The organism is Microbacterium meiriae, assembly GCF_040685015.1.
Classification (GTDB): Bacteria; Actinomycetota; Actinomycetes; order Actinomycetales; family Microbacteriaceae; genus Microbacterium; species Microbacterium meiriae.
Genome location: NZ_JBFBHD010000001.1, coordinates 1,263,744 through 1,277,100 on the forward strand (window position 1 = coordinate 1,263,744; position 13,357 = coordinate 1,277,100).

13 protein-coding genes are annotated in these 13,357 nt (G+C 65.9%); 11 read left to right on the top strand and 2 right to left on the bottom strand.

The genetic code is table 11. From position 1 onward, the window contains the following. Positions 1 to 21: 21 nt before the first annotated feature. Entirely contained in the window at positions 22 to 1,164 is a 1,143-nt protein-coding gene (gene dnaN / locus AB0N68_RS06175) for a DNA polymerase III subunit beta (RefSeq protein WP_259954814.1), read from the bottom strand. 485 nt (positions 1,165 to 1,649) lie between these two features. Next, positions 1,650 to 3,041 carry a chromosomal replication initiator protein DnaA gene (gene dnaA, locus AB0N68_RS06180; RefSeq protein WP_187662787.1) on the bottom strand — a complete coding sequence of 464 codons (1,392 nt, stop codon included), beginning with the start codon at positions 3,039 to 3,041 and terminating at the stop codon, positions 1,650 to 1,652. A gap of 314 nt (positions 3,042 to 3,355) precedes the next feature. Between dnaA and rpmH the strand changes: the two genes are divergently transcribed. The 11 genes from rpmH to AB0N68_RS06235 all read left to right on the top strand — a co-directional run bounded on the left by rpmH (position 3,356) and on the right by AB0N68_RS06235 (position 13,351). Next, positions 3,356 to 3,493 carry a 50S ribosomal protein L34 gene (gene rpmH, locus AB0N68_RS06185; protein WP_022879826.1) on the top strand — a complete coding sequence of 46 codons (138 nt, stop codon included), beginning with the start codon at positions 3,356 to 3,358 and terminating at the stop codon, positions 3,491 to 3,493. Positions 3,494 to 3,499: 6 nt separating this feature from the next. After that, positions 3,500 to 3,850, top strand: coding sequence for a ribonuclease P protein component (gene rnpA / locus AB0N68_RS06190; RefSeq protein WP_187662786.1), 351 nt, complete (start codon positions 3,500 to 3,502; stop codon positions 3,848 to 3,850). Then, positions 3,847 to 4,197, top strand: coding sequence for a membrane protein insertion efficiency factor YidD (yidD, locus tag AB0N68_RS06195; protein WP_259954822.1), 351 nt, complete (start codon positions 3,847 to 3,849; stop codon positions 4,195 to 4,197). The genes rnpA and yidD overlap by 4 nt, the downstream gene beginning before the upstream one ends. Before the next feature lie 3 nt (positions 4,198 to 4,200). Continuing rightward, positions 4,201 to 5,271 carry a membrane protein insertase YidC gene (yidC, locus tag AB0N68_RS06200; RefSeq protein ID WP_187662784.1) on the top strand — a complete coding sequence of 357 codons (1,071 nt, stop codon included), beginning with the start codon at positions 4,201 to 4,203 and terminating at the stop codon, positions 5,269 to 5,271. Further along, entirely contained in the window at positions 5,268 to 5,759 is a 492-nt protein-coding gene (locus AB0N68_RS06205) for a Jag family protein (protein ID WP_187662783.1), read from the top strand. The genes yidC and AB0N68_RS06205 overlap by 4 nt, the downstream gene beginning before the upstream one ends. A gap of 24 nt (positions 5,760 to 5,783) precedes the next feature. Continuing rightward, entirely contained in the window at positions 5,784 to 6,431 is a 648-nt protein-coding gene (rsmG, locus tag AB0N68_RS06210) for a 16S rRNA (guanine(527)-N(7))-methyltransferase RsmG (RefSeq protein WP_280567620.1), read from the top strand. Between the two features lie 746 nt (positions 6,432 to 7,177). Beyond that, a complete protein-coding gene (locus AB0N68_RS06215; protein ID WP_363332337.1) occupies positions 7,178 to 7,330 on the top strand; it encodes a hypothetical protein in 153 nt (50 codons plus the stop codon). Between the two features lie 2,268 nt (positions 7,331 to 9,598). After that, positions 9,599 to 10,522, top strand: coding sequence for a ParA family protein (locus tag AB0N68_RS06220; RefSeq protein WP_280567624.1), 924 nt, complete (start codon positions 9,599 to 9,601; stop codon positions 10,520 to 10,522). Continuing rightward, the gene (locus tag AB0N68_RS06225; protein WP_187662781.1) at positions 10,522 to 11,496 is read left to right on the top strand and encodes a ParB/RepB/Spo0J family partition protein; all 975 of its coding nucleotides are present in this window, start codon (positions 10,522 to 10,524) and stop codon (positions 11,494 to 11,496) included. The genes AB0N68_RS06220 and AB0N68_RS06225 overlap by 1 nt, the downstream gene beginning before the upstream one ends. Positions 11,497 to 11,557: 61 nt before the next feature. After that, the gene (locus AB0N68_RS06230) at positions 11,558 to 13,006 is read left to right on the top strand and encodes a sugar porter family MFS transporter (protein ID WP_187662780.1); all 1,449 of its coding nucleotides are present in this window, start codon (positions 11,558 to 11,560) and stop codon (positions 13,004 to 13,006) included. A gap of 9 nt (positions 13,007 to 13,015) precedes the next feature. After that, positions 13,016 to 13,351, top strand: a complete 336-nt coding sequence (locus tag AB0N68_RS06235) for a hypothetical protein (protein ID WP_025102860.1) — start codon at positions 13,016 to 13,018, stop codon at positions 13,349 to 13,351. Positions 13,352 to 13,357 lie beyond the last annotated feature (6 nt).

Genomic DNA, 13,357 nt, shown 5'->3' on the forward strand with positions numbered 1-13,357 from the left:
CTCCCTCGGGGCCGGGGGTGCTCAGCGCAGCAGGAGGTTGGGCTGGAGGAGGTACTTGAACGAGTCCAGACCGGCCTGGTCGACCGACGTCTGACTGGTGATGAGGACCGGGCTCAGCTTGTTGGCGTTGTCGCTGGAGGTGAAGGTCACCCGCACGAACTCGCTCTTGACCGCACCGAGGGCTTCGATGAGGTACTGCGGGTTGAGACCCAGCGTCACCTCGTCGCCGCCGGAGAGGATCGCGTCGACCGACTCGGACGCGCGGGCGTGCTCGCTGCCCGATGCGTCCATCGTGACGCTGTCGGTCGAGAACGTGAAACGCAGTGGCGCCGCGCGGTCGAGCACGAGGGAGACACGGCGGACGGCCTCGATGAGATCGGCGGTGTTGACGACAGCGTAGTGGTCGGTCTGCTCGGGGAAGAGGCGGCGGACCGGGGGGAAGTTGCCCTTGATGAGCAGCGACGTCACGGTCTTGTTGCCGGCGGTGAACGCGATGATCTCGCGATCCCCGGCACCCGAGAAGGCGATCTGGATCGTGCCGGCGTGTCCGAACGTCTTGCCGACCTCGACGAGGGTGCGGGCGGGAACGAGTGCGGTGGCCTCGACGGCCTCGCCGTCCCAGGGCACGTCGCGGAGCGAGACCCGATAGCGGTCGGTGGCGACGAGGCTGAGCGTCTGTCCGGTGACCTCGAGCTGGACACCCGTCAGCACGGGAGTCACGTCGTCACGGGACGCGGCGAAGCCGACCTGCGCGATCGCCGTGCCGAAATCGTCGGCCGGGACGACGCCGGAGGATCCGGACACCTCGGGAATGGACGGGTATTCCTCGACCGGCATGGCCGCGAGGGTGAAGCGAGCCGAGCCACAGGTCACGGCGATTCCGCCGTCATCCTCGACGGCGATCTCGATGGGAGCGTTCGGGAGGCGGCTCGCGATGTCGGAGAGCAGCCGCCCGTGGACGAGGATCGTGCCCGGTGTCTCGACCGTCGCCTCGATGGTCGTCCGTGCGGATGCTTCGTAGTCGAAGGCCGAGAGGGTGAGTCCGGAGCCGTCCGCCTCGATCAGGACACCGGCGAGGATCGGCTGTGGATTGCGCTGGGGCAGCAGCTTGACGACGAAGGACACAGCCTCGCTGAAGACATCGCGGTTGACCTGAAACCTCACGGGTGCTCCCTTGTCGTCGAACATGACGGGTCGTCGTCGGGTCCTGCCACTGCAGGGAATCCCATGCTAGCCCCACAGTCCTGCGGTTCCCTACGCCGGAGGACTTGTCATGCCGCCGCCGGTTCTCCCCACCGTCTGGTGATCGGATCGCACCCTGAATGACTTAACTCCTTAACGGTGTTAACACCTGTGGATACTGTGGATAAGTCGGTGGAAAGCAGGCGCGAGTAGGGAACTACACACGTGTCACTTGTGGAGACCCTGAGGAATCCGCGGGTGGACAGGGGTCGTTCGTCGTTTCGCCGTCCCGGGGTTATCCACAGGTTTCTCCGATCGCCCCACATTCGAGACGGCGCGTTCCACGTTCATCCACAAGTTATCCACATGTGCATAGACGCATCTATCCGGCGGGAACATGTCGCCGAAACGCCGAGAGGGACGCCGTCCGGTGTCGGATGCGGCGTCCCTCTCGTGGGTGCAGCTCGTCAGCGACGACCGAGCTGTGTGGTGATCTCGGTCACCTGGTTGTAGATCGAGCGACGCTCCTTCATGAGTTCGCTGATCTTCTTGTAGGCGTACATGACCGTCGTGTGGTCCCGGTTGCCGAAGAGCTGACCGATCTTCGGGAGGGAGAGGCTGGTGCGCTCACGGCAGAGGTACATGGCGATCTGCCGTGCGGTGGCGATCTGCTGCGAACGGCTGGAGCCGTAGAGGTCGTCGACGGTGAGCTTGAAGTACTGCGCGGTCGCGGTGATGATGTCGGTCGGCGAGATGATGTTGTCCTCGGCCGTGTCGATGATGTCCCGCAGCACGGTCTGAGCCAGGGAGATGTCGAGGGCAGAGCGGTTCAGGCTCGCGAACGCGGAGACGCGGATGAGTGCACCCTCCAGCTCGCGGATGTTCGAGGACACGACCGTGGCGATGTACTCGAGCACCTCGTCCGGGATGTGGAGGGCCTCGCTCTGCGCCTTCTTCCGCAGGATGGCGATACGGGTCTCGAGGTCGGGCGCCTGCACGTCGGTGATGAGGCCCCACTCGAACCGGCTGCGCATGCGGTCCTCGAAGCCGGTCAGGTGCTTCGGTGCGACATCGCTGGTGATGACGACCTGCTTGTTGTGGTCGTGCAGCGTGTTGAACGTGTGGAAGAACGCCTCCTGCGTCTCCGCCCGTCCCTGGAGGAACTGGATGTCGTCGATGAGGAGGATGTCCACGTCGCGGTACCGCGCTTGGAACGCGGCGCCGCGGTTGTTGGCGATGGAGTTGATGAAGTCGTTCGTGAACTCCTCGCTGGACACGTACCGCACCTTCACCCCGGCATAGAGGGACTGCGCGTAGTCACCGATGGCGTGGAGGAGGTGTGTCTTGCCCAGTCCGGAGTCGCCGTAGATGAAGAGCGGGTTGTAGGCCTTGGCCGGAGCTTCGGCCACGGCCACGGCGGCCGCGTGGGCGAACCGGTTGGACTGGCCGATCACGAAGTTGTCGAAGGTGTACTTCGGGTTGAGGCGGGACTCGTGGCGCAGCGCCGTCGGCTGCTCCATCGGCGACTCGGCGCGCACCGGCTCCTGGCGACCGAAGTCGGCGACCGCGATGGGGGCCGTGGGCTGGTCCGCGAGTTCGTGGTTCACGACCACCCGGTAGGACGTGACCTCTTCGCCGACGTGAGCGAGGGCCTCCATGATGGGCAGGCGGAGGCGCTTGTTGATCTGGGCTGCGGTGAGGTCGTTCGGCACCTCGAGGTACAGGGTCGCCGACATCACCCCGGCCGGCACCGCGAGGCTCAGGAAGCCCTGGAGCTGCGGCGTGACCCGATCGTCGGCTTCCAGCAGCTCCTGCACCGTGGTCCAGATCGGGACTTCGGGCTGGGCTGGTGAGGACATGGTGCTCCGGACGACGGATCGGGTCGGGGTCGACGTGCCGCTCCCCTGTGGATAACTTCGGATGCCACGGTAGTCACACCGGCTCGGAACGGCAACCTGCCCTTGAAAAGACGCGGGCGTGTTGGATGTGGCGGATGCGTCCGGCTTGTGGATAATGGCTGTGCGGTACGCATGGGATGACAAGCGGTACAGGTCGCAGATTTGCCCTGTCCGCCGCCAAGACGTACCCTTAGTCGGTTGACTTATGCCTGTTTGGCAGTTCCCTATGTCTCCGGTCGAAGTGAATCCGGTGACAGCATTCCCGGAGTGATCTCATGAGCAAGCGCACCTTCCAGCCCAACAACCGTCGTCGCGCCAAGAAGCACGGCTTCCGTGCCCGCATGCGTACCCGCGCCGGCCGTGCCATCCTCTCGGCACGCCGCGCGAAGGGCCGTACCGAGCTCTCCGCGTAAGCAGCTGTGCTCGCCCGCCCGTTCCGTTTGACCCGCGGGAGCGACTACCGACTGGTCGTTCGACGCGGATCGCGTTGTGGCGGGGCCCGCGTCCTCACCTCCATGCTGGCGACGGGCGAGAGCAGGGCCGCGCGGTTCGGTTTCATCATCAGCAAGCAGGTGGGCACGGCCGTGGTGCGCAACACCGTCCGTCGGCGACTCAAAGCCGTCTGTGCGGAGGCGCTCCCGCGTGTTCCTCAGGGCACGGATGTCGTCATCCGTGCCCTTCCTGCGTCCGCGACCGCCTCCTACGCGGAGCTTCGCAGCGATGTGCATCGTTGCCTGGCGCGGCTCGCACCGGCCGAGGCCGCCTCATGACCGCGTTGCCGGCCTCGTCGGTGGGGACGGGGGAGATGCACGGGCGCGACGTGCTTCGCAGCATCCCGCTCCTGCCACGCAACGTCGTGCTCGCCTTCCTGGCGGGGTACCGCAGGGTGGTCTCGCCGATGTACGGGGACGTGTGTGCGTACTACCCCTCCTGTTCCGCCTACGCTGTAGGTGCGGTGCAGCAGCACGGCGCCGTGCGGGGGGCTCTGCTCTCGGCGTGGCGCATCCTCCGCTGCAATCCCTGGTCTCGCGGAGGCGTCGACGACGTCACACCGCACCGACACTTCCGCTACGACCTGACCGCACACGGTTTCGTCGTCCCCTCCCGAAAGGACTGATCGGTGGGTCTTGACCTTCTGTTCGCCAGTGCCACCCCCAGCCCGGAGCCGGCATCCGGCGGATTCGACCTGCTCGGCACGATCCTGTGGCCGCTGAAGTGGGTCGTCGAGCTCATCCTCGTCGCCTGGCATTGGCTGCTAACCGCCGTCGGTCTTCCTGCGGCCTCGGGCATCACCTGGGTCCTCTCGATCGTCGGCCTCGTGATCGTGGTCCGTGCAGCGCTCATCCCGCTGTTCGTGAAGCAGATCAAGAGCCAGCGCAAGATGATGGAAATCGCTCCTGAACTGCGGAAAGTTCAGGAGAAGTACCGCGGCAAGAAGGATCAGCTCTCTCGTGAGGCGATGAGCCGCGAGACGATGGCGCTGTACAAGAAGCACGGCACGACGCCGATGTCGAGCTGTCTGCCGCTGCTCGTGCAGATGCCGATCTTCTTCTCGCTCTACAGCGTGCTGAGCGACGTCAGCAAGCACGCCCGCGACAACGTGGGTGGCGTCGGCCTGCTGAGCCCGGAGCTCACGAAGGAGTTCTACGACGCGAAGCTCTTCGGCGTCGCTTCGCTGCACGAGACGCTGGGCAACGCCATCGATGCGCAGAACGTCACGGCGATCATCATCCTCGTCACCCTGGTCGTCCTGATGATCGCGTCGCAGTTCTTCACCCAGCTGCAGATCATCTCGAAGAACCTCTCGCCGGAGGCCAAGACCGGCCAGGCGTACCAGATGCAGAAGATCATGCTCTACGTGCTGCCGCTGGGCTTCATCTTCTCCGGTGTCTTCTTCCCGCTCGGTGTCGTCGTGTACTGGTTCATCTCGAACCTCTGGACCATGGGCCAGCAGTTCCTCGTCATCCGTGAGATGCCCACCCCGGGCTCGGAGGCGGCGAAGGCGCGCGAAGAGCGTCTGGCGCGTAAGGGCAAGGCCATCGATTCCTCGGGCAAGGTCGTGCCGATGTCGGTGTACGAGGCAGAGCAGCAGCGTCTGCTGGAGCAGGCCGAGAAGGCGAAGGCCGAGGCACCGAAGCGACAGCAGCCGGTAGGGAAGAAGCGCGCGAAGAAGAAGGGGAACGCGTCATGAGTGAGGTCGTGACCGGGAGCACCGAGCCCACTGTGGCGCAGCTCGAGAACGAAGGCGATGTCGCCGCGGATTACCTCGAGGAGCTGCTCGACATCGCCGACATCGACGGCGACCTGAACCTCGATGTCCGGCAGGGGCGTGCCTACGTCTCGGTCGAGGCCGAGGGTGACGGCCTCGCGCTGCTCTCCGCTCCGGACACGGTGCAGGCGCTGCAGGAGCTCACGCGTCTCGCCGTGCAGAACAAGACTGGCTCGTTCTCGCGTCTCATCCTCGACATCGGAGGATCCCGCGACACGCGCCGCCGGCAGCTCGTGACCCTGGTCGAGGCGGCGGCCGCCAAGCTCGATGAGGGCTCGTCGCAGGCGTCGCTGCCGGCGATGTCGAGCTACGAGCGCAAGCTGGTCCACGACATCGCTGCCGAGCGAGGGCTCGTCTCCGAGTCGTACGGCGAGGGCGCGGACCGTCACACGGTCCTGCGTCGTCACTGACGTACCGAAGGCGAGTACGGGCGGGTGTCTGAGACGAACGATTCCGGCGAGAAGACCGTCGAGCAGGAGCCGGCTGTCGCTGCCGATCTTTTCGGAGACCGCCTGGAGATCGCTCGGCGGTTCACGGACTCCCTCGCCCGTGAGGGGGAGGAGCGGGGTCTGATCGGGCCGCTCGAACTGCCCCGCCTGTGGACCCGTCACATCCTGAACAGCGCGATCGCCGCACCGCTCTTCCATGGCTCCGTGGCGGACATCGGGTCTGGGGCCGGACTGCCCGGTCTGGTGCTCGCCATCGCCCGCCCCGATGTGTCGTGGACACTGGTCGAGCCGATGGAGCGTCGGATCAACTGGTTGACGGAGCAGGTGAACGATCTCGAGCTCTCGAACGTCACCATCCTCCGGGCGCGTGCGGAGGACGTCCGTGCGAAGGGTGCCTTCGACGTCGTCACGGCTCGCGCGGTGAGCGCGCTGCGTACCTTGATTCCACTGACGGCTCCGCTGGTGCGCGATGGTGGTGAACTCACCCTCTTGAAGGGCATGAACGCCGCGAACGAGATCGAGGCGGCGCGGAAGCAGATCGCGAAGTTCACACTCTCCGACGTTCGCGTCGAGGTTCTGGGCGAGGGACTGCTTCCCGAGACGACCCGGGTCGTCCGTGCCCACGTGCGCTGAGGACCTTGTCGTTTCACGTGAAACACTGCCGTCAGAGTGTCCTTCTTTAGCGGGCAATACCCCTTGATCGACTGATCCGAAGAGGTTGTGCCCGCTCACGGATGGGGTCCGCCCGGACAGGCCATGTTTCACGTGAAACAACAACGAGTCTCGGAGCAGTGCGGTAGGACGCTACTCTCGGCTCCGAAGGCGCTGAGTCGGGAATCGCGTTCACTGGATGCATCGGCGACGTCGGTGTCTGGTTGCTCCAGTTACGGTGAACCGGAAACGGTGACCGACCTCTGTCTGACACGGTTGTCGGGAGCGCTGGGTTCGGGGGCGTAGAGGTTCATCCATCGCGGTACCATCTTCGCTGAGGCGGTCAGGGGCGAGTACCACGACTCCGGAGGCCGGCCTCGGAGAGGGAATCGGTGGGCGCCGCCACACAACTCCTTGGCATCGGAACTGTGGGCGGGCGTACTCATCAACGTCTCCGAGTCTTTATGGAAAGCGCGTGTGGAGACCGGTGGGGCATCCGCCGATCGAGCCAAGGAGCGTGGGGCGCTGCCCCCGAGCGGTCCGTAGGTCAAAAGTGATGTCTTCCTGCGAGGTCATCGGACGCACTGCTCGTTGAGTGCCCTTCTGCTCGACACTGATACCTGCCCGTGCTGGTGGGTCAGCGGGCGGAGGGGTCCTGTCTTCACGGTGCCGCGTGGTGAGCTCCGGATCGCGGAACCTCCCGTGAGGCAGACGCAGGAGGTGGGATCGTGGTCGATGTGGTCGATGTGGTCGATGTGGTCGATGTGGTCGATGTGGTCGATGTGGTCGATGTGGTCGCATCAGACACACCTCCGTTTCACGTGAAACGTCGCGCGATTCGCTTCGACGAGTTATCGCACGCGGCGTACCTCGTCCGCTGACCATCTCCGACCGTTTGCCATGGCGCATTCGGAAGTGGGGGAGGTATCCCTCAGTCGCAGCGATCTTGAATGACTGTTTCACGTGAAACAGTCGGTCTCTCGGGGTGGCTTCCACGGTGCCCGAGTGCCCGTCCTTGCGCTGAGGGGCACCGATCCTCAGCGCGTGCGCAGAGTGTGGTGACGGTGAGCGCGGCACGGGGCGAACGTGTCATCGGTCGTCGGGGGGAGCCCTCGTCAGAGTCGACTGGGTCGTACCGCTGGCTCCTGCAGGTCGCTGCGGCAGTGGAGGTCCCCCGCGGGGGTGTCGACAGGCAAGAAGGTCATCCGCTCGGCGACGCTACCGCAGGGGGTGCCTCGGTGCCTCGTTTCCTCTGCCGTCTGAGACGGACATGGTGCCACCAGTCCTGTCAGTGACGTTCGGGGTATGCCTCGAAGCCTGGACTGGAGCCGGCGGGCGGCATTCTCGTGGGAAAGTGTGATGGTGTCGCCGGGTTCTGCGGCGGGGAGGCGGCGCGATACTTTGTCCCGTGCCTGGTCAATGACGACTCGGGGCAACCAGGCCGGGCCCTGGCGTTCGATGGTGTGTCGACGTGTAAAGGCACCCGGTGAGTGGCCTTCTTCGGAGGAGTGGCCTCTGAACCTTTCTGCGGCGCTATCGGATCCCTCGTGCCTGGTCTCGAGTGTCGTCGGGGGAGACGGGGTGTAACCGGTGCAGGCCTGGTACTGGATGGTGTGTGTCCATGTGTGGAGGGGGCCGGTGAGTGCCTTGACGCGGGACTGGGCTTTGGAGCTTTTGACCGCTGCGGCAGAGGCGCTCATGCCTCGCTCGTGTTTCGTCCGGGGAATGACCCCGGACAACCGGACTGGCCTTGATGCTCAACGGCGTCCCTCGATGAGTGGGAGGGGCCCGGTGATCGGCCTTCCCGCGGAGGAGTGGGCAACGGTGTGACCGGGCGCCGCTGTGGCAGACGTGCCGCAATGCCTCCTCTCTATAGCGGTCCGCGGTGGACCTGCTGCGGCGAGCTCTGATCCTCGCTATGGACGGTGTGGAGAGGAAGGGGAGTGGGCGTTTGCGCGAGAGTCGGGTGTGAACGTGCCAGGCCGCCACCGCGGGGCTACCGCTCGCGTGACGCAGATGGCTCTTGAGCGACGGTCGTTCCACACACTTCGGGCACGCATGCCGAGTGGTGTGCGTGGATGGGCGACGCCACGTCGTTCGATGGGCATCGCCGTGAAGGGAAATCCTTCCGCGCCAGAACTGCTCCCAGGTGTGCTCCGTCGTCGTGGGGCGACCCGAGCAGCGGCTGGGAACACGTGCTGCTGTGCGTGCCCGAGATGGTGAACGGATGTGAACAGGTCAGGAGGGGTTGTGTTTCACGTGAAACAGACCGCGATCGGGCGGCGGATTCACGGGAGACGAGCCGTCGCAAAGGGCGAAGGGACGGGCCACATTGGGGTCGGTGCCCCCATGCGGCGCGATCCTTCGTCCACCTGCCGGCTCGGACGCTGGAGGAGGCAGCGGTGTAATGCTCCGCGAGTTGTGCGGGCAGGCAGGTCATGGAGGGGCCAGAACAACGCGACGCGCCTGTTGCGCTGTCATACGGAGCACGGGGCGCGAGCGGATCGGATCGGTGCCGCGCGACGCGGCCGTCCTCCCGGCGGAGGGTGCACGCGTGAAGGATCCGCGTGCTCTGCGGGGGAGGTGCCCGGCAGGGCGGTGGCTCGCGGGTGTAGGCAGGGGTTATCCAGAAGGATGCGGTCGCGAGTTCGCCTGACCGCGGCAGGCACCCCGCGTGGGAAGCTGCGACAAGGTACCCGAGTGAGGTGGGGAGGCGGAGGTTTGCGAGCGCGGGACTGGGCCTCGAGAAATGTGGCGTCGAACCGGACGACGCGAAGAAGCTACGCCAGACCGCCAGGCGCTCTCATCGAGGAGGGGCACGAGGTCGGCTCGCGAGCACGCTCCGGTGGAGCGGTAGGGACCCCAGTCGCGTGATTCAGACATCCGTCTCAGCAGGGGACCCCGGTGTCAGCGCTGGGGGCGTCCCTTCGCCTTTCGTCGATGGAGTTGCGCGAAGCCACCGGTGACGAAAGCCGCGTTCAGCGGGCCGTGCTGAAGGCGTCGTTTCACGTGAAACGAACCTCACCGGAGCTGACTGTCCGCGTGTATGCGGAAGTGCGCGGACGGGAAGCATCTCTGCCGCCCGGTCGTGCCTGTGATCCGACGTCGGTCGCTGCGATTAGAGTGGAACGCGGCCCCGAAAGGAGTGGATGTTTCACGTGAAACAGTCCGAGAAGGCATCGTCGAACGAATCGTTCGGGATGGACACCCCCCTCGCGCGAGAAATCGCGGATCTCTCCGTTCGTCGCCGCGCGCTCGAAGCAGTCACCGTGGAGTTCGGGGGAGACACGCGAATCCTGACGGTGTCGAACCAGAAGGGTGGCGTGGGTAAGACCACGAGCGCCGTCAACATCGCTTCGGCATTGGCTGGTCTGGGTGCGAAGGTGCTCGTCGTCGACCTGGACCCTCAGGGGAACGCCTCCACGGCGCTCGGGGTGCCACACAATGCCGACACACCGAGCGTCTATGACGTCCTCATCGACGAGTTCCCGCTCGCGGAGATCGTGCAGCCCAGCCCGGAGAGCCCCAATCTCTTCTGTGCGCCGAGCACCATCCACCTTGCGGGTGCCGAGATCGAACTCGTCGCACAGGTCGCCCGGGAGCACCGACTTCGCCGCGCTCTGGAGGACTACCTCGTCGACAACCCTGTCGACTTCGTCATCATCGATTGCCCTCCATCGCTCGGACTCCTCACGATCAACGCGTTCACCGCGGCGAACGAGGTCTTCATCCCGATCCAGTGCGAGTACTACGCCCTGGAAGGCCTGAGCCAGCTGCTCGGCAGCATCCAGATGATCCAGAAGCACCTCAATCCGAGCCTCCATCTCTCGACGATCCTCCTGACGATGTTCGACGGGCGGACGCGTCTGGCGCAGCAGGTTGCGGAGGAAGTGCGCTCGCACTTCCCGTCACAGGTGTTGGACACCGTGATTCCGCGGTCCGTACGCGTATCGGAAGCCCCCAGTTTCGGCCAGACGGTCATCGCCTACGACGGTCAGTCCGCCGGAGCGATCGCCTACCGTGAGGCCGCCGTCGAGATCGCGTCGCGACAGACGCAGAGCAAGGAGAAATAATGGCGAAGCGCACTGGACTCGGCCGCGGCATCGGCGCCCTCATCCCGACGGCGGACCAGGCCGAACGTCCTGTCGACGTGTTCTTCCCGGGCGCGAAGATCGCTCCGGCACCCGAGGCTCCCTCCGCGAACGCCGACGCGGCACCCGAGGCTGAGCTCGAGGCGGTGCCCGGGATCCACCTGATCCAGGTCGACCCGCAGGCGATCGTCCCCAACCCCCGCCAGCCGCGCACGCACTTCAACCCGGAGGACCTCGCGGAGCTCGTGCACAGCGTCCGCGAGTTCGGCGTGCTGCAGCCGGTGGTGGTCCGGAAGAACAGCGACGGCGAGTACGAACTCATCATGGGGGAGCGGCGCACGCGGGCTGCCCGCGAGGCCGGACTCGAGTCGATCCCGGCCATCGTCCGGGATACCGCCGATGAGGACCTGCTGCGGGACGCGCTCCTGGAGAACCTCCACCGCTCGGAGCTGAACCCGTTGGAAGAGGCATCGGCCTACCAGCAGCTCCTTGACGATTTCGGCATCACGCAGGAGGAGCTCGCGACGCGCATCGGTCGTTCCCGTCCGCAGATCAGCAACACCATCCGCCTGCTCAAGCTTCCTGTCCCCGTGCAGCAGCGGGTGGCCGCTGGTGTCCTGACCGCCGGACACGCGCGCGCGATCCTGAGCGTGGACTCGCCGGAGGCCATGCAGCGCCTGGCGGACAAGGTCGTCAACGAGGACCTCTCCGTCCGTGCCACGGAAGAGGCGGCCAAGTCGCAGCCCTCCGCAGGGAAGACTCCCAAGCCCACGCCCGGGGCACGGCGGGCGTACCTGGATGAGGTCGCCGGCAAGCTGGGGGACCGGCTCAACACCCGCGTCCGGATCGCACTGGGAGCTCGGAAAGGCCAGGTCACGATCGATTTCGCATCGATCCAGGACCTGAACCGCATTCTCGAGGAGCTCGGCGAAGAAGGATACGGCTCCGCGCGCTGACCCCGCCCCCGGTCGGGGGTGACATAGACTCGCGTCATCTTGTCGATGCGAGGGGGATGTCATGTCCAGACCAGCTGATCCAGCGAGTATCAAGCGTCGCGTGATCGCCGTCAGTATTGCGGCGGCTCTGGGCGGATTCCTCTTCGGATTCGACACCGCGGTGATCAACGGTGCTGTCGACGCCCTGGCGGGAGATGTCTCAGGGTTCGACCTCGGCACGGGTCTCAAGGGCTTCGCTGTCTCCTCCGCCCTGATCGGCTGTGCGGTCGGCGCCTGGTTCGCCGGCCCGGTGTCGAACAAGTTCGGACGCATCCCGGTGATGGTTGTCGCCGCGGCGATGTTCTTCGTCTCGGCGATCGGCTCCGGACTCGCGTTCAGCGTCGTCGACCTCATCGTCTGGCGTGTGATCGGCGGACTCGGCGTCGGCGCGGCTTCGGTGATCGCCCCCGCCTATATCGCGGAGGTGTCTCCCGCCGCGATCCGCGGTCGTCTGGGATCGCTGCAGCAGCTCGCCATCGTCCTCGGCATCTTCGCCGCCCTGCTGTCGGACGCCCTCCTCGCCGGCATCGCGGGGGAGGCCGACCAGCCGCTGTGGGGCCTGACCGCGTGGCGATGGATGTTCATGGTCGCGGCCATCCCCGCGCTCGTCTACGGGTTGATGTCGCTCCGGCTGCCGGAATCCCCGCGCTACCTGGTGCGCAAGGGCGAAGTGAAGCGTGCCGCGGAAGTGCTCCAGACCGTGACCGGGACGATCGATACCGAGGCGAAGATCAAGGAGATCACGGGCACGATCGACACGGAGCGCTCCGAGTCGCTGCGAGACCTGCGAGGCAGCCGTCTGGGCCTCAAGCCGATCGTCTGGGTCGGCATCCTGCTGTCGGTGTTCCAGCAGTTCGTCGGCATCAACGTGATCTTCTACTACTCCACGACGCTGTGGCAGTCGGTCGGATTCGACGAGTCCAGCGCTCTCCTGACCTCCGTCATCACCTCTGTGACCAACATCGTCGTCACGATCGTCGCGATCCTGCTCGTCGACCGGATCGGACGCCGGATCATGCTGCTCGTCGGCTCCGTCGGCATGACGGTGACCCTGGGACTCATGGCGCTCGCCTTCTCGTTCGGCACGCTGGACGCCTCGGGCACCGCGACGCTTCCCGACCCCTGGGCCACCGTCGCCCTCGTCTGCGCCAACGGCTTCGTGGTGTTCTTCGGTGCGAGCTGGGGACCGCTCGTGTGGGTCCTCCTGGGCGAGATCTTCCCGAACTCGATCCGTGCCGGTGCCCTGGCCGTGGCCGCCGCGGCGCAGTGGGTGGCGAACTTCTTCATCTCGACGACGTTCCCGGCGTTCGCCGAGATCGGCCTCACCTTCGCGTACGGCTTCTACGCGTTCTTCGCGCTGCTGTCGTTCTTCTTCGTGTTCTTCAAGGTGCCGGAGACCAAGGGCCGCGAGCTCGAGGACATGAGCGAGGATGCGAAGGTGGAGCGCCGACCCCGTCGCGCACGCGCGTAGGCTGGAGGGATGACCGAGTCCGTCCCCCGTCGCGCCAGCCTGGAAGTGCTGCGCGCCGAGGCCTCGGACGAACTCGCCGTCCTCGTCCAGGAGCGCCTGCTCGGCGGTGAGGACCCCTGGGAGTTCATGGAGGAGCTGCCCAGTGTCGACGAACTCGTCGTCTACCTGCTGCGCGCCGACAACATCGCCGCCAACGACGGGGTACGTCCCAACGCCGCGCGGCATTACCGCGTGCTGCGCCAGATCGCCCTGGAGTACCCGGAGCTCACGCCGGCCGTCTGGGGACTCCTGGACGAGAAGCAGCGCCATCGTCGCTGGGACCCCCGCATCGCCGACGCCTCCTGACGACCG